Genomic DNA, 16,619 nt, shown 5'->3' with positions numbered 1-16,619 from the left:
CTCCTTATCGGGCGAGCCTGAACCCGGTCTTCTTCAGGATCCGGGTCGAGTAAAGAATGTCGCTGGCCCGGCAGGCGCTGCCGAGCAGCTTTGCGATCTCGCCTCGCTTCTCCTCGACCTCTTCCCGGTCGAGACCATGGACCATGGCGAAGAGGTTATAGGGCCAGTCCGGCAGCACGCGCGGGCGCAGATAGCAGTGGGACACGAAGTCGAGGGCACCGACTGCAGCGCCGAGACGGCGGGCCTGCCCATCCTCGAGGTCCCAGACCGTCATGCCGTTGGCCACCAGGCCCAGGGCATAGTGATTGGGCGCCACACCGATGCGGCGGATCACGCCGCGGGCCTGCAGCGCCGTCATGCGGTCGATCACCTCGGCTTCCTTGAGGCCGAGCTTCGCGGCGACCTCGGCATAGGGGGCCGGCGTCAGCGGCAGGCCCGCCTGTGTCGCTTCGACGATCTGCCTGTCGACCTCCGCTATCGTCATGCCACCACCCTGAAACCGATGAAGAACTCTTCGAGTTTCGGCAGGCGCAGGACCGGGTATCCGGTCTCCGCCTCGATAGCGCAGGCCATCGCCTCGATTCCCGCCGGCGTTTCGGTGGCCAGCACGAACCACATGTTGAGCCGATGCGCGCGGGCATAGTTGTGCGCGACCTCCGGGCGGGCATTGACCCTGGCCGCCGTCGCCTCGAATTCCGCCGGCGGCACAGCCATGGCGCAGAGACAGAAGGCCCCGCCCATGGCGGCGGCATCGAAGAACGGTCCGAAGCGGGTGATGGCGCCGCTTTCGCGCAACGCCGTGAGGCGCGCGATCAGATCGGCCTCGGTCAGGCCGAGCCGTGCTGCCGCTGCGGCATAGGGCCTCGGCGCGATCGGAAACCCCTCCTGCAGGGCGTTGATGATCCTCCGGTCGGTATCGTCCAGATCGTGCAAGGGCTCCTTCATGCAGCCGCTCCACTGGGCGCTGACACCAGCGCCCCGGTCTGTTTGAAGCAGCGGATGCTGAACAGCACTTGGTGGGGAACCTCCGCCAGCCCCAGCTCGGTGCAGGCACGCCCCAACACCGCCAGGGCCTCGGCGCGGGTGCGGGCGTGGATCATGCAGTAGAGCGTGTAGGGCCAGACCCCGGGCACCGGGCGGCGTTGATAGCAGAGGGTGACGCCGCGCACCGCGGTCAGCGCCGGTCCGATACGACCGATTTCCTCTTCCGGCAGCTCCCAGACCACCATGGCGTTGGAGCGCCAGCCGAGAGCGCGATGGCGCACGATCACACCGATGCGCGAGAGGACCCCCGCTTCGGCGAGCACGGCGATGCGCGCGATGATCTCGGACTCCGGTCGACCGAGCGCTGAGCCGAGTTCGGCAAAGGGGCGTGGAACCAGCGCCAGTCCGCTGGAGAGCGCCTGCATGATCGGGCGGTCGTCCGCCGTCAGGACATTGGCGTCGGCGGCTTCTTTCGCTGGCGGCAGGCGGCCCGATCCGTCCAGCGCAAAGCCGAGATTGACATTGAAGGCATGCACCAGCGGCAGATCGAGAATCTCGAGGCCCGTCTGCTCGCGAAGCCGGGCGAGGGTCGCATCGACATGAGAACGGTCGGGGCCGGTGGCCACGAACCAGAGGTTCCAGTCGTTCTCGCGCAGATAGGAGTGGTTCACACCGGGCTCGGCGCCGATGACGGCCGCGACCGCGTCGATCTGGAAGTCGGGCACGGCGACGGCGGCCAGCGTGCTGGCGCCGGCGGTGTTGGGCCGGCAGGTGGCGCCGATGCGGCTGATGGCCCCGGCGCCGGAGAGCCGGCGCAGGCGCTCCAGAACCTGCGCTTCGGAAAGATCGAGACGGCGCCCGATCTCGGCAAAGGGTTGCGAGACGAGCGGGAAGCCATGCTGCCAGCCGTCCAGCAGCGCATGATCGGTGGGGTCGAGGATCGGGCTCATGGCTCACAACCCCGTGCGGTGGGCGCGGGCGGTGAAAAAGATGCCCGAAGGTGTCTCGGCGGCGATCTCGCCGAGCTTCTCGAAGCTGCGGGTGTCGTAGATGTCGATCCGCCCCGCATCCCGGACCGAAACCCAGACCTCGTGCCCGCGCGGCGTGAACTCCATGTGCAGCACCGCGGGTCCCGGCTTGAGGCTGTGAATCACTTCGCCAGAGGGGGTGTCGATCACCTGGACGGTATCGTTCAGGGGATGGGCGAAGTTGACCCAGACCTGGCGGCCGTCGGGACGGGCTACGGCAAAGACCGGCTGCCCATGGGTTTTGGTGCGGCCGGTTTCCTCCAGGCTACGGGCATCGACCCAGAGCACTTCGTGGCGGCCGACGGCGGGCAGCACGAAACGCTCGCCCGCCAGCGCCCAGCCTTCGAGGTGCGGCATCTTGTAGACCGGCAAGGGCGCCTCCCCGCGCCCATAGCCGGCGAGGATGCGGCGCGGCGCCGGCGGCGATTGCCAGAGGTCGAGAGCCGTCAGCCCGTCCTCGCCGAAAAGCCCGGCGATGTAGCGCCGCCCGTCGGCGGTGATCAGGGCGTCATAGGGGTTCTCGCCGATGCCTTCGATTTTTGTGATTTCCGGCGTGCCCTTCGAGAGGTCCGCGATCCAGGTCTCGCCATGGTCCCAGAGCGTGAAGACGAATTGGCGACCCGGAGCATCCACCAGCCCAATGGTCTTTGATCCCGTGGGGATGTCGGCGACCATGTCCAGGGTTTCTGCGTCGAAGACCCGGACGCCGCCTGGCTCGTAGTTGGAGACGGCGACCAGACGGCCGTCGTCGGAGATCGCACCGCCGATGGCGTTGCCGGATTGAAGCACCCGGCCGACGAGCGTCTGCTTCAGCAGGTCGACCTTGCTGAGCCCGCCGTCGCGGCCGAAGACGAAGGCGTAGCGCTGATCCGGCGAAAAGACGACCGAGGCATGGGATAGATCGCCCAAGCCCGTAACCCGGCCGATGGCCGCGCGTTCAGACTGGTCGACGATCAGGATCGCCCCGGCGGTGCGTTCCACCACAACGCCCAGGTCGCCGCTGCCCCGCAGGGTCTCGGCCAGGGCGTTGTTGACCCAGACGGTGAAACCGATGGTCAGAGCCAGCAGGACCGCGGCGAGGATACGGGTCATGGAGCCCCTCCATTCAAGAGGTATTCGGCGATCCACTGGGCCTCCGCCTCGCTCAAAAGCGGATGCCAGGGTGGCATGGGCGTGCCCGGGACGCCGTGAAGGACAATCGCGGCCAGTCCCTCGGTGGAGCGTCCCGCCAGGGTCGGCGCGCGGATGTCCGGGCCGAGCCCGCCCTTCAACGTCAGGCCGTGGCAGGAACCGCAGTCCTGCAGCACCAGGCGTTCCAGCTCGGCGGCCCGCCCGGGCGCCAACTCCGCGGCATCGAGCGGCGGCATTCCAAACAGCAAGACCGCGAGCGGGAAAAGCGCAGGGAGCCTAGGCATAGGCGGCGTCCCGCAGGGGCCGGGCGGCGAGCATCGCCAGCACCTCGGCCGGGCAGCTTCGGTAGAGGGAAACGACCTGGCCGATCACGAAGAGGACCGGCCCGGCGAATCCCGCCTCGGCGGCGTCCGCGGCAATCTCATCGAGTTGGGAAACAAGGCGCCTTTCCCGTGGCGTCGTGGCGCTGGCCACCGCCAGCACCGGCAGCGACGCCGGCATTCCCTGCGCGATCAGGCGCGCCGCGATCTCGGCAATGTTGGCAGCGCCCATGTAGACCACCAGGGTCGTGTCGGGATCGGCCAGGCCAGGCCAATCGAGATCCAGGGGCCGGTCGTCGCGGCAGTGGCCGGTGACATAGCGCAGGCCGGAGGCCAGTCCGCGATGGGTCAGCGGAACGCCGGTCACCGCCGCGGCGCCCTGGGCCGCAGTGATGCCCGGAACCACCTCGACCGGGACCCCGGCCGCCTTCAAGGCCGCAAGCTCCTCCGAGCCGCGGCCGAAGATCAGGGGATCGCCGCCCTTCAAACGCACCACCGTCAGGCCGCCCTGGGCCAGATCGACCAGGATCTCGTTGATCCGTTCCTGAGGAACCGGATGGTTCTTGGGCGCCTTGCCGACCGGGATCAGCCGTGCCGTCGGCGGTGTCAGCGCCAGGACCTCAGGCGAGACCAGCCGGTCGTAGACCACCGCCTCCGCCGTGGCCAGGGCCCGCGCCGCCTTCAGTGTGAGAAGATCCGGATCGCCCGGACCCGCACCGACCAGAAAGACCTGTCCTGGCTTTTTCAAAGCGTCCTCCCGGCTGCCGGCTTGACGGTCGAAGGGCGGCGGATGGACCGCCGCCCTTCGCGTTCGCGCTGGTCAGTAGATGTCCTGACGCGTGTTGAAGACGTTGAATTTGCCGGTGGGCGTGATCAGGCGCGGATCCTTGATCACGTGCTTCAGCTTCAGCGTCCGGTCGTCGACGATGACGATGGCCGACTCGAGGTCGCGGCCGTTCCAGACCGAGAACCAGATCTCGGTGCCTTCCTTGTTGAACTCGCCCTGAACGACGCGCGGCTGGCCTTCGGCGACGCCGGCCCATTCACCGATGGGCAGCACCTCGTACTCGGGCTCCTCCGCGGTCAGTTCGTCGACCTTGAAGACGGCGATGGAGGCGGAGATCTCAGCCTCCGGGTTCAGGGGCGTATCGACATAGAGGTGGTTTGAGGTCGGATGCGACTTGACGAAGAGCGATCCGCCGCCCAACGCATAGAGCTGCTGCACCACCTTCCAGGCATGGTCGGGATTGCCTTCCGGGTCCGTGCCGATCAACGCGACCGTCTCGTCGCCGAGATGCGAGGTCGCCCAGACCGGCCCGTAGACCGGGTGGTTCAGGTTGGCGCCGCGCCCGGGGTGCGGCGTCTCGCCCTCGCTTTCCAGAAGGGCGGTCAGCGAGCCTTCCTTGGTGTCGATCACCGCGATCTTGCCGCGGGCGTTGGCCGCCGTCAGGAAGTAGCGCTTGGTGGAGTCGAAACCGCCGTCATGCAGGAAGCGCTCGGCCTCGATCTCCGTCACCTTCAGGTTCTTGATGTCGGAGTAGTCAACCAGCAGGATCTTGCCCGTTTCCTTCACGTTGACGATGAACTCGGGCCGGTAGTGGGAGGAGACGATGGCCGCGACCCGGGGTTCCGGATGGTACTCCTGGGTGTCGTAGATCATCCCGCGGGTGGAAACGATCTTCTTGGGCTCCAGAGTGTCGCCGTCCATGATGACGTACTGCGGCGGCCAGTAGCTGCCGGCGATGGCGTACCTGTCCTCCCAGCCTTTCATCTTGGAGGTCTCGACCGAGCGCGCCTCCGCGCCGATCTTGATCTGCGCGACGGTCGCCGGGGTTTCCATCCAGAGATCGATCATATTGATCAAGGCATCGCGGCCGATGACGAAGAGGTAACGTCCCGATGCGGAGATCCGCGAGATATGTACAGCATAGCCGGTCTCGATGATCGTATGGATTTCGTAGGACTTGCCGTCGATAAGCGCGATCTGTCCGGAGTCGCGCAGCGTCACCGAAAAGAGATTGTCGATGTCGATCTCGTTCATCTTCCGGGTCGGCCGCGCCTCCGGCGGGACCAGGACTTTCCAGGTCTCGCGCATCTCGGCCATGCCGAACTCCGGCGGCGCCGGCGGCTCGATCAGCAGGTAGCGCGCCATCAGGTCGACCTGCTCTTCGGTCATCTCGCCGGAGGTGCCCCAGTTGGGCATGCCGGCCGGCGAGCCATAGGTGATGAAGTCGCGCAGATACTCGTAGCCGTTCTCGCGGGTGATGTCGGTGGTCAGCGCCTTGCCGGTGGCGCCCTTGCGCAGAACGCCGTGGCAGCCGGCGCAGCGCTCGAAGTACATCTTGCTGGCGGTCTGGAACTCCGGCGGCGTGATCACCGGATCGCCGGGCTTACGGCCCGGGATCTCCACGTTGATCTGACCGAGGGTGGTCATGCTGGGCTCGTAGGACGCCGCCGGATCGTCGCCGTGACCCTTGGGCTTTTCCTGCGCCAGGATCCCGTCTGCGGCAAAGGCGATCGGGAGGACAACAGTGGTGAGAAGTGCGAGCTTTCGGATTTCGCGAAGGGTGGCCATGCCAATCTCTCCGTAGCACGAGGGGGGCATGAAGGAGCATGCATGGCCCTGCCTTTGTGCTCCTTGACTTTCGTTAAGGATGTAGCGTGCCGTCGGCTTCACGCTGCGCGCAGCGAACCTTGGGCTTCCCATGCCGCATCTTCGAACCCTCGTCTTCATCCTTCTGGCCGGGATGCTGCCGCCCTCTTTGGGCGATGCCTTCGCGGCGGGAGGACTGCTGCCGGCGGACAGTCCCGAGGTCGCGGCACCGGACCCGGCCGTCGCCGCGCGGCTCTTCGATGCCGATCAACCGCTCCTGTTGCGGCGGGAGGAAGCACCCGCTGCGGGTTGGTCGGTCAACGCGCCCGGCGGATCGCTCGGCTTCATTGCCTCGACCTGGGAGATCGTCGGCTCCCTGGGCTATTCGGGGCGCCCCATCGACATCCTGGTCGCCATCGACAGCGACGGGCGGATCGCCGGGGCGGAACTGGTCCGTCACAACGAACCCATCCTGACCCTCGGAATCTCCACCGCCGACATCGCCCGCTACGTCGACGGCTTCGCCGGCGTCGACTTGATCAAGCTGCATAACAATGAGGACGACCCGCAATCCAGGTTGCCTGACATCATCGCGCGCGCCACCGTCTCGACCGGCGTCATCCGCGATGCCATCCTGCGCACGGCCCGCAGGGTCGTCCTGGAGCGCGGACTGCTCGGCGGCGTCGGCGCCGGCATCGACCGGCAGAGTTTCGAGACCCTCTCGTGGCCCGCGCTCGAATCAGTGGGGGCACTGGCGGGAACGACCGTCACCCTCGACGAGGCGCGCGCCGCGCTTCCCGGGGCCAATCCGCCGCTGCCGGCGGGCGGGGCGGCGTTCATCGAGCTGTGGGCCGCGCTCCTCGATCCGCCGACCATCGGCCGCAACCTCCTGGGTCCGCAGGACTACACGCGGGCCATGGCTGCACTGGGCCCGGGCGAGGTTGCGCTCTTCGTCGCCTCGCGAGGCCTGCAGTCCCACCGCGGCACCGCCTGGCGCCGCTCCGGCGTGTTCGACAGGATCCGGGTGGTCCAGGGTTCGCAGACCCTCGTGCTTCGCGCCGAGGGCTATGCGCGCATCGACCGCTTGCGGGCGGCGGATGCCCCCACGTTCAAGGAGCTGAGCCTGTTCCGGCTGCCCACCGAGGGCTTCGATCCCACACAGCCCTTCACGGTGGAGGTGACGGCGAACCGACCGACCGCAGCGGGGGAAGTCTCCATGACCATCCCCCTGACCTATGTGTTGCCGGAGCGGTTCAAACGGCCGCCCGCCGCTTTGCCGGAGACAGAACCGCTGTGGGTCTCCGCCTGGCAAGGCAAGCTGCCCGAGATCGCCGGTGTCGCCCTGATGCTGGCCGCCCTCGCCGGCATTCTGTTCGGTCAGCAGGCCTTCGTGCGGCGCCGCCGGCTCTGGCGCTGGGGCCGCATCGCCTTTCTGAGCGTCACCCTGGTCTGGCTCGGCTGGATCGCCGGCGGACAGCTTTCCGTCGTCCACGTGGTGGCCTTCCTCCACGCGCTGCTGAGCGGCTTCCGCTGGGAGACCTTTCTCATCGAGCCGCTGGTTTTCATCCTCTGGTCTTTCGTCGCCCTCGGTCTGTTGTTCTGGGGGCGCGGCGTTTACTGCGGCTGGCTCTGTCCCTTCGGCGCCCTGCAGGAGCTGACCAACGAGATTGCCCAGCGCCTCAAGGTTCCGCAGATCGCGGTGCCCTTTGTGGTGCAGGAACGGCTCTGGGTGATCAAGTACACCCTCTTCGTCGCCATTCTCGGCCTCTCCTTCTATTCGATGGAACTGGCCCTGATCCTGGCGGAAGCCGAGCCTTTCAAGACCGCCATGTCGCTCTACTTCCTGCGCGCCTGGCCCTTCGTGCTGTTCGTCGCGGCCATCCTGATCGCGGGGCTCTTCATCGAGCGCTTCTACTGCCGCTATCTCTGCCCTCTCGGCGCCGCCCTGGCGATCCCGGCGAAGCTGAAGCTCTTCGACTGGTTGCGCCGCCGGCCGCAGTGCGGGCGCGAATGCCGGCTCTGCGAGCAGCAATGCACCGTCGGCGCGATCGATCCCATCGGCCGAATCAACCCCAACGAATGCGTGCTCTGCCTGCGCTGTCAGATGATCCTCCACGACAAGGCCACCTGCCCGGTGCTCAAACGCCGCCAGCGAAAGTCGCACGTCTCCGCTCACCCATGAGGCACAGGCGAGCCCGGCAGCTTGACGCAAGTCAAGGAGCCGGTCCGCCAGGTCATGCAGAGTGCGCATCCCGTTATGGAGGAAGCCCCCCATGCGCCTTGGTGTGTGCCTGACCGCTTTCATGGTCGTTTTGGCCGGTCTGGTCGCGGACTCGGCCAGCGCAGCCGGTCAGGCACTGCTGCCCTCTTTCCTCACCACCCTCAAGGCGGAAACCCTGGTGCCGGGCGCCACCGGTTTCGGTGCTTTGCGCGACGACATCCCCGTCGCGCCCGTCGTCAAAGACGGTGAGACCGTCGCCTGGGCCTTCCTGACATCGGACTTCGTCGGCACCACGGGCTATTCCGGCAAGCCGATCCATGTGGTCGCGGCCATCTCGCCGGATGCAGTTCTGACCGGCGTTCAGTTGGTCGAGCATTCGGAGCCCATCGTGCTCATCGGCATTCCCGAGTCCGAAGTCCGCAGCCTCACCGAAGGCTATGCCGGCCTCGATCTCAAGGCCGAGGCGGCGGCGGGCGGCTCGGCCCATGACCTCGACATCATCTCCGGCGCCACCGTCACCGTGATGGTGATCGACGATTCGGTGGTGCGCGCCGGGCTCAGGGTAGCCCGCGGCCTCGGCCTTGGCGGCCTGGCGCCGGAGGTCCGGGGGCCGCAACGGCAGATCGACAGCAGTCTGCTTGCCGAAGAAAGCTGGGTGACCCTTGCCGGGGACGGCTCGGTGCGCAGCCTCACCCTCGACGTCGGCCAGATCAACGCGGCCTTCGCCGCTTCCGGTGACGAGCGCGCGGCGGCGCGGCCGGAGAAGGGACCGGACAGCGAAACTTTCATCGACATGAAGGCGGCCCTCGTCTCCGTGCCCTCCATCGGTCTCAGCCTGCTGGGCGAGGCGGAGTACGGCAACCTGACCGCCTGGCTGGAGGAAGGCGAGCAGGCCATTCTGGTGGCCGGGCGCGGGCGCTACTCCTTCAAGGGCTCGGGCTACGTGCGCGGCGGCATCTTCGACCGCATTCAGCTCATCCAGGGCGACCGCTCGGTGCGCTTCTTCGACCGCCAACACCGCCGCCTGGGGGAGATCGCGGCGGCCGATGCGCCGAGCTTCGACGAACTCGATCTCTTCAAGATTCCCGCCGACGCCGGCTTCGATCCGGCAGCGCCCTGGCGCCTGCAACTGTTGGCGCAGCGCGCCGTCGGTCCGGTGGACAGAAGCTACCTCACCTTCGACCTGGGCTACCGCCTGCCGGAGCGCTACCTGCTGCCGCTCGCACCGCCGGTCGATTTCTCCGACGACGAGGCCGCCGCCAAGGCCGCGCTCTGGCAGCGGGTCTGGCGCGAGCGTCAAGTCGAGATCGCCGGCCTCGCGGTCATGCTGGTCGTGCTGACCGGGATGTTCTTCTTTCAGCGGCAGGCGACGGTCAGCGAACGCGGGCTCTTCTGGTTCCGCATGGGCTACCTGACGGTGACGCTGGTCTTTCTCGGCTGGTACGCCAACGCGCAGCTTTCGGTAGTCAACCTGATGGCGCTGGCCGGGGCGCTGCGCGGCGGCTTCACCTGGGATGCCTTCCTGCTGGACCCGCTGGTCTTCATTCTCTGGTTCTCCGTCGCCGCCGCGTTGGTGTTCTGGGGCCGCGGCGCCTACTGCGGCTGGCTCTGCCCCTTCGGCGCCTTGCAGGAACTGACCAACCGCATTGCGCGGGCCTTTCGGGTACCACAGTGGGAGCTGCCCTGGGGCCTGCACGAGCGCCTCTGGCCGGTCAAATACATGATCTTCCTCGGGCTCTTCGGCATCTCGCTGGCCTCCATCCCGCTGGCCGAAGCCTATGCCGAGGTCGAGCCCTTCAAGACCGCGATCATCCTGAAGTTCGCCCGCGAGTGGCCCTTCGTCACCTTCGCCGTCGGCCTTCTGGTGATCGGGCTCTTCGTCGAACGCTTCTACTGCCGCTATCTCTGCCCGCTGGGCGCGGCCCTGGCGATCCCTGCGCGCATGCGCATGTTCGACTGGCTGAAGCGCTATCACGAATGCGGGCGGCCGTGCAAAACTTGCGCCAACGAATGCCCGGTGCAGGCCATCCACCCGACCGGCGAGATCAATCCCAACGAATGCGTCAACTGCCTGCACTGCCAGATGCTCTATCAGTCCAAGGAGCGCTGCCCGGTGGTGGCGCGCCAGGTCAAACGCCTTGAGGTCGCTGCAGAACGCATGAAGGCGGCCCCCAAACTTCACGATGGCAAGCTTGCCGCCCCTGCTTCAACAAAGGAGAGGACCCATGCCTGAGAAAAGTAATCCCCGGGCCCACCCCTGGGCCATTACCCGCCGCGACCTGCTCGGCGCGACCGCCGGGGGCGCCGTGCTCGCCTCCGCCACCGCCGGCGGCACCGCCCTGGTCGCGAACCGCCCGGCCCGCGCCGCCGAGGGCAAGTTCGCCCTCGAGCCCGGCGAGCTGGACGAGTACTACGGCTTCTGGTCATCGGGGCAGACCGGCGAAATGCGCATCCTGGGCGTCCCCTCCATGCGGGAGCTCATGCGCGTGCCGGTCTTCAACCGCTGCTCGGCCACGGGCTGGGGACAGACCAACGAGTCGCTCAAGATCCTGACCGAGGGCCTGCTGCCGGAGACCAAGACCTATCTCGCGGCCCAGGGCAAGGTCACCTATGAGAACGGCGATCTGCACCACCCGCATATGTCCTTCACCGACGGGACCTACGACGGGCGCTATCTCTTCATGAACGACAAGGCCAACACCCGCGTCGCCCGGGTGCGCTGCGACGTCATGAAGTGCGACAAGATCATCGAGATCCCCAACGCCAAGGACATCCACGGGCTGCGTCCCCAGAAGTTCCCGCGCACCGGCTACGTCTTCGCCAACGGCGAGCACGAGGCCCCGCTGGTCAACGACGGCATGATCCTCGACGAGCCGGATCAGTATGTGAACATCTTCAGCGCCATCGACGGCGACGAGATGACGGTGGCCTGGCAGGTGATCGTCAGCGGCAACCTCGACAACTGCGATGCCGACTACCAGGGCAAGTACGCCTTCGCCACCAGCTACAACTCCGAGATGGGCGTGAACCTGGCGGAGATGACGGCGAGCGAGACCGACCACGCCGTGATCTTCAACATCAAGCGCATCGAGGAGGGGGTCGCCGCCGGCGATTTCCAGATGCTGAACGGCGTGCCGGTGCTCGACGGGCGCAAGGGCTCCAAGTACACCCGCTATGTACCCATCCCCAACAGCCCGCACGGCTGCAACACGGCGCCCGACAAGCGCCACGTGGTGATCAACGGCAAGCTCTCGCCCACCGTCTCGGTGATCGACGTGACCAAGGTGGATGCCCTCTTCGAAGAAGACGCCGACCCGCGCTCCTGCATCGTCGCCGAACCGCAGTTGGGCCTCGGCCCGCTGCACACCGCCTTCGACGGCCAGGGCAACTGCTTCACCACCCTGTTCCTCGACAGCCAGGTGGTGAAGTGGAACATGGAAAAGGCGATCCAGGCCTATGGAGGGTCCGACGTGGATCCGATCATCTCCAAGGTCGACGTCCACTATCAGCCGGGCCACAACTCCACCTCCATGGGCGAAACCGCGGAGGCGGACGGCAAGTGGCTGATTTCGATGAACAAGTTCTCCAAGGACCGCTTCTTGAATGTCGGGCCGCTGAAGCCGGAGAACGAGCAGCTCATCGACATCTCCAGCGACGAGATGAAGGTGGTGCACGACGGGCCGACCTTCGCCGAGCCCCATGACAGCATCCTGGTCCACCGCTCCAAGGTGAACCCGGACATCGTCTGGAAGCGCGACGATCCCATCTTCGCCGATGCGGTGCGTCAGGCGGCCGCCGACGGCGTCGATCTCGAGGAAGGCGCCGAGGAGCCGATCCGCGACGGCAACAAGGTGCGGGTCTACATGACCTCCGTCGCGCCGACCTTCAGCCTGGAGAAGTTCACGGTGAAGCAGGGCGACGAGGTCACGATCTATGTCACCAACCTGGACGACATCGACGACCTGACCCACGGCTTCTGCCTGTCGAACTTCGGCATCTCCATAGAGGTGGCGCCGCAGGCCACGGCCTCGGTCACCTTCGTCGCGGAGCGCCCCGGCGTCCACTGGTACTACTGCCAGTGGTTCTGTCACGCGCTTCACATGGAGATGCGCGGCCGCATGCTGGTCGAGCCACGGGGGGCCTGACCAGATGCTGCGCCTCGGGCTCATCCTTATCCTCCTGACCGCGCCGCTGCCGGCGATGGCGGCGCAGTGGGAGGTACCGGCTGAGCCCGGGGCGTTGACAAGGGCTTTGGAACGGGCAGCGGCGGGCGACCGCCTGCTGCTCGCCCCCGGCACTCACCAGGGCCCCATCGTCATCGACCGGCCGCTGACCCTGGAGGGCGGCGGCCAAGCGACCATCGAGGGCAACGGCCAGGGCAGCGTCGTCACCGTCGCGGCGCCGGACGTTACCCTGCGCGACCTGACCATCGTGGGCTCGGGCTCGTCCCACGAGACCATCGATTCGGGCGTCTCCCTCGGCCGCAAGGCCGCCCGTGCGATGGTCGAAGGCAACAGACTGCTCGGCAACCTCTATGGCGTCGATATCCACGGCGCCCGCGACGCCCGGGTCTCGGCCAACGTTATCGAGGGCCGCCGCGACCACCGCGTCAATCAGCGCGGCAACGGCGTCTACGTCTGGAACGCGCCCGGCGCCCTGGTGGAGGGCAACGACGTCCGCTGGGGCCGGGACGGCATCTTCGTCAACACCTCTAGAAAGAACACCTTCCGCAACAACCGCTTCCGCGAACTGCGCTTTGCGGTCCATTACATGTACGCCGACGACAGCGAAGTCTCCGGTAATCTCTCCATCGGCAACGATCTCGGTTTCGCGGTGATGTTCTCCAAGCGCGTGCGGGTGACCGACAACGTTTCCATCGGCGATGCCGAGCACGGGATCATGCTGAACTACGCGAACAGCTCCCAGGTCTCGGGCAACCTGGTGCGCGGTGGCGAGAACCGCTGTCTCTTCCTCTACAACGCCCACAAGAATCGGGTCGAGGGCAACCGCTTCGAAGGCTGTGACATCGGCATCCACTTCACCGCCGGCTCGGAGCGCAACGCCATCACCGGCAACGCCTTCCTGGGCAACCGCACCCAGGTGAAGTACGTCGGCTCGCGCTGGCTCGACTGGTCCGCCGAGGAGCGGGGCAACCACTGGAGCGATTTCGCCGCCTACGACGTGGACGGTGACGGGATCGCCGACACGCCCTATCGGCCCAACGACCAGATGGACCACATCCTCTGGACGCAGCCGGCGGCAAAACTGCTGCTCGGCGCGCCGGCGGTGCAACTCGTGCGCTGGGCACAGTCGGCCTTCCCCGCCCTGCTGCCCGGCGGCATCGTCGACAGCCGCCCGCTGATGCAACCGGTGGAGATCCCGGTTCCGGATTGGGAGGCCCGCCATGACGGATAGCCCCGCCCTCTCCTTGGACGGTGTGGTCAAGCGCTATGGCCGCGCCGAAGTCCTGAGCGGCATAAACCTGGTCGTGAAGCCAGGCGAGCGTCTGGCTTTGCTGGGCCACAACGGTGCCGGCAAGTCCACCCTGATGAAGCTGGTGCTCGGCCTGACGGCCTTGAGCGCCGGAGAGATCGTCGTCGCCGGCGCCGCGCCGGGCAGCGCCGCGGCCCGGCAGGCCTCGGCCTATCTGCCCGAAGCCGTATCCTTTCACCGCCTGCTCACCGGACGCGAGCAGCTCAGGCTCTTCGCGCGGCTGGCCGGCGAGTCGCCGCGCGCCGTCGACCCGCTGCTGGAGCGTGTCGGCCTGGCGGAAGCTGCCGGGCGGCGCATCGGCACCTGGTCAAAGGGCATGCGCCAGCGCCTGGGACTGGCGCAGGTGCTGTTGGGGCGCCCGCAGGTGGCTCTGCTCGACGAACCGACCAGTGGGCTCGACCCGATCTCGCGCCACGAACTCTACGCCATCATCGACGAGATCGCCGCGCGCGGCACGGCGGTGGTCATCGCCTCTCATGCGCTGACCGAGGTGGAGGCGCAGACCGACCGCATCGCCATCCTCCGCCAGGGCCGGCTCGTCGCCGACAGCACACTGGCGGAGTTGCGGGCGCGCGCCGGACTGCCGATCCGCCTCAGGCTCACGGCCCAGCACGACGATGCGGCGGAAATCCACGCCCAACTCGGTGGCGAACGGGTCAACGGCACCGCCATCGAACTGCGCTGCCGGCCGGATGAAAAGATGGACCGGCTGGCGCGGATCGCCGCCCTGGGCGGACTGGTCGCCGATGTGGAGGTGACACCGCCCAGCCTGGAGGACCTCTACCGCCACTATTCCGGACTCGAGACATCCGGGGAGGAGCGCCGATGATCGCCCGCATTCTGGCCGTGGCCACCGCCGAGTTCGCCCTCGCCCGCCGCAATCGCTGGGTGTTGATGGCGACCGTGATCATGACCCTCTTTGCCCTCGCGCTCACCTTCGCCGGTGCGGCGCCGACCGGTGCCCTCGGCGTCGACCTGCTCACCGTCTCGGTTGCCTCCATGACCACGCTCTCGGTCTATCTCGCGCCCTTGCTGGCGCTGATGATGGCCTTCGATGCCATCGCCGGCGAGGCCGAGCGCGGCGGGCTCGCCCTGCTGCTGACCTATCCGGTCTCCCGCGGCGAGCTCCTGCTGGGCAAGTTCGCCGCCCAATTGGCCATTCTCGCCTTTGCCTTCGCCATCGGCTTCGGCGCGGCCGGGGCCGCGGCCGCCCTGGCCGGGGGCGCCGGGACCGAGAGCCTGATCGCGCTGGCCCGCCTGATCGGCACCTCGGTGCTGCTGGGCGCCAGCTTTCTCGCCCTCGGCTATGCCGTCTCCGCCATCGCCGGCAGCGCCACCGCAGCCGCCGGACTTGCGGCCGGGCTGTGGCTGGTCTTCGTCGTGCTCTACGACCTGGGACTCCTTGGTGCCGTGGTCTTGGACGACGGCGGCACCTTCACCCGCAACGTCTTTCCCTGGCTGCTGACGGTCAATCCCGCCGATGCCTTTCGGCTGTGGAACGTCGCCGCAGCGGACGGGGTGGCGCTGGCGACCGGCATGACCGGCGCAGCCAACGCCCTGCCCGCCTGGGCGGCACCGGCGGCGCTGCTTCTCTGGCCGCTGCTGGCCCTGGGCCTTGCCCGCTTTGCTTTTGGGAGGGTCGAGCCATGAAACGCGCTCTGCTTGCCTTGCTCCTGCTGGCCGCCTGCAACGACGAAGTGGCGGTCGTCCCCGATCCGGTCCCGCTCAGCGACACCGCCCTCAGCCACTTCTGCCAGATGTGGATCGCCGACCACGGCGGCCCCAAGGCCCAAATCCACCTCGAGGGCTTTGCCGAGCCGATCTTCTTCGCCCAGGTGCGCGATGCCCTGGCCTACCTGCGCAGCCCGGAGCGTGAGGCGCCGATCACCGCCGTCTATGTCAGCGACATGGCCGAGGCGCCGAGCTGGGAGGAGCCCGGGGCGGACAACTGGGTCGATGCCGCTGCGGCCACCTTCGTCGTCGGTGCTGATGTGGTCGGCGGGATGGGCGCACCGGAAGTCGCCCCCTTCGGCGACACATCAGCCGCGGAAGCCTTCGCGGCGCGCCATGGCGGCAGCGTCATGGCCCTCGACGAGATCCCCATGGAGGCGGTGCTGGGCGCCGTCGAGATCGATCTGCCGGGGGGGCGCCTGCAATGACCCGCCGCCTGACACACCGCCTGACTCGCCGCCGCTTCCTGACCGTCTCCGCCGCCGCCATGGCCCTGCCATACGGGGCCAGTGCCAAGCCCCCGGTGGCGCGCTGGCGCGGCATCGCCCTGGGCGCCAATGCCTCCATGACGCTGGTCGGCCTGGAAGACACCGCTGCCCGGGAGGTCTTCACCGCCGTCGAAGCGGAGATCTTCCGGCTGGAAAACATCTTCAGCCTGCACCGCACCGACTCGGCGCTCAGTCGGCTGAACGAGTCCGGAAAACTGGCGGCTCCGCCGCCCGAATTCCTTGAACTCATCGCGCTGTCGGGCGTCCTTCACCGCGCCACGAGCGGCGCCTTCGATCCGACGGTCCAGCCGCTCTGGCAACTCCATGCCCGCCGCGCCGCGGAGGGATTGCGGCCGCGCCGTGACGAGATTGCCGAAGCCCAAAGGCGCAGCGGCTGGCGCTACCTTCGTTACGACTCCCGGTCCCTCTCCTTCGACCGGCCGGGCATGGCCCTCACCTTCAACGGGATCGCCCAGGGCTATATTGCCGACCGGGTCGCGACGCTCCTGCGCGCGCGTGGCCTCACCGATGTGCTGATCGACATGGGCGAGATCGCCGCCCTGGGCCGCCGCCCGGACGGCACGGCCTGGCGCGCCGGCATCGCGCTGCCGGACGGCGAGGTGGTGCGGG

Annotated in this window: 15 protein-coding genes; 8 read left to right on the top strand and 7 right to left on the bottom strand. The window is 67.6% G+C overall.

Annotation, left to right across the window (positions count from 1 at the left end):
- Positions 1 to 4 precede the first annotated feature (4 nt).
- The 7 genes from Q0996_RS18780 to Q0996_RS18750 form a co-directional block, all read right to left on the bottom strand.
- Positions 5 to 484: an AsnC family transcriptional regulator gene (locus Q0996_RS18780; protein WP_299623282.1), complete on the bottom strand. Its 480-nt coding sequence runs from the start codon at positions 482 to 484 to the stop codon at positions 5 to 7.
- Positions 481 to 945: an Lrp/AsnC family transcriptional regulator gene (locus Q0996_RS18775; protein WP_299623279.1), complete on the bottom strand. Its 465-nt coding sequence runs from the start codon at positions 943 to 945 to the stop codon at positions 481 to 483. Before Q0996_RS18775 ends, Q0996_RS18780 begins: the two co-directional genes overlap by 4 nt.
- Complete coding sequence (locus Q0996_RS18770) at positions 942 to 1,934, bottom strand: AsnC family transcriptional regulator (protein WP_299623277.1); 993 nt, start codon at positions 1,932 to 1,934, stop codon at positions 942 to 944. The genes Q0996_RS18775 and Q0996_RS18770 overlap by 4 nt, the downstream gene beginning before the upstream one ends.
- Before the next feature lie 3 nt (positions 1,935 to 1,937).
- Positions 1,938 to 3,104: a cytochrome D1 domain-containing protein gene (locus tag Q0996_RS18765; RefSeq protein WP_299623274.1), complete on the bottom strand. Its 1,167-nt coding sequence runs from the start codon at positions 3,102 to 3,104 to the stop codon at positions 1,938 to 1,940.
- Positions 3,101 to 3,427 (bottom strand): cytochrome c, encoded by a 327-nt coding sequence (locus Q0996_RS18760; protein WP_299623272.1) that lies wholly within the window; start codon positions 3,425 to 3,427, stop codon positions 3,101 to 3,103. Before Q0996_RS18760 ends, Q0996_RS18765 begins: the two co-directional genes overlap by 4 nt.
- Positions 3,420 to 4,211, bottom strand: coding sequence for a uroporphyrinogen-III C-methyltransferase (gene cobA, locus Q0996_RS18755; RefSeq protein ID WP_299623270.1), 792 nt, complete (start codon positions 4,209 to 4,211; stop codon positions 3,420 to 3,422). The genes Q0996_RS18760 and cobA overlap by 8 nt, the downstream gene beginning before the upstream one ends.
- 72 nt (positions 4,212 to 4,283) lie before the next feature.
- Positions 4,284 to 6,038 carry a nitrite reductase gene (locus tag Q0996_RS18750; protein ID WP_299623267.1) on the bottom strand — a complete coding sequence of 585 codons (1,755 nt, stop codon included), beginning with the start codon at positions 6,036 to 6,038 and terminating at the stop codon, positions 4,284 to 4,286.
- Positions 6,039 to 6,168: 130 nt separating this feature from the next.
- Between Q0996_RS18750 and Q0996_RS18745 the strand changes: the two genes are divergently transcribed.
- From Q0996_RS18745 to Q0996_RS18710, 8 genes are all read left to right on the top strand, one after another.
- On the top strand, positions 6,169 to 8,238 hold the full coding sequence (locus tag Q0996_RS18745; protein WP_299623264.1) for a NosR/NirI family protein: 2,070 nt from the start codon (positions 6,169 to 6,171) through the stop codon (positions 8,236 to 8,238).
- Between the two features lie 91 nt (positions 8,239 to 8,329).
- Positions 8,330 to 10,510 (top strand): NosR/NirI family protein, encoded by a 2,181-nt coding sequence (locus Q0996_RS18740; RefSeq protein WP_299623262.1) that lies wholly within the window; start codon positions 8,330 to 8,332, stop codon positions 10,508 to 10,510.
- Positions 10,503 to 12,422 carry a TAT-dependent nitrous-oxide reductase gene (gene nosZ / locus Q0996_RS18735; protein WP_299623259.1) on the top strand — a complete coding sequence of 640 codons (1,920 nt, stop codon included), beginning with the start codon at positions 10,503 to 10,505 and terminating at the stop codon, positions 12,420 to 12,422. The genes Q0996_RS18740 and nosZ overlap by 8 nt, the downstream gene beginning before the upstream one ends.
- Before the next feature lie 4 nt (positions 12,423 to 12,426).
- Entirely contained in the window at positions 12,427 to 13,692 is a 1,266-nt protein-coding gene (locus tag Q0996_RS18730; protein WP_299623256.1) for a nitrous oxide reductase family maturation protein NosD, read from the top strand.
- Positions 13,682 to 14,599 (top strand): ABC transporter ATP-binding protein, encoded by a 918-nt coding sequence (locus Q0996_RS18725; protein ID WP_299623253.1) that lies wholly within the window; start codon positions 13,682 to 13,684, stop codon positions 14,597 to 14,599. The genes Q0996_RS18730 and Q0996_RS18725 overlap by 11 nt, the downstream gene beginning before the upstream one ends.
- On the top strand, positions 14,596 to 15,420 hold the full coding sequence (locus tag Q0996_RS18720) for an ABC transporter permease (protein ID WP_299623250.1): 825 nt from the start codon (positions 14,596 to 14,598) through the stop codon (positions 15,418 to 15,420). The genes Q0996_RS18725 and Q0996_RS18720 overlap by 4 nt, the downstream gene beginning before the upstream one ends.
- Positions 15,417 to 15,929: a nitrous oxide reductase accessory protein NosL gene (locus Q0996_RS18715; RefSeq protein ID WP_299623247.1), complete on the top strand. Its 513-nt coding sequence runs from the start codon at positions 15,417 to 15,419 to the stop codon at positions 15,927 to 15,929. Before Q0996_RS18720 ends, Q0996_RS18715 begins: the two co-directional genes overlap by 4 nt.
- Positions 15,926 to 16,619 (top strand): FAD:protein FMN transferase (locus tag Q0996_RS18710; protein WP_299623244.1); only part of this gene is annotated, 694 nt, incomplete at its 3' end. The genes Q0996_RS18715 and Q0996_RS18710, both read left to right, overlap by 4 nt.

The organism is Pelagibius sp., assembly GCF_028289705.1.
GTDB lineage: Bacteria > Pseudomonadota > Alphaproteobacteria > Kiloniellales > Kiloniellaceae > Pelagibius.
The sequence above is the reverse complement of the archived record's forward strand: the minus strand, read 5'-3'. Positions and strand labels throughout refer to the sequence as shown.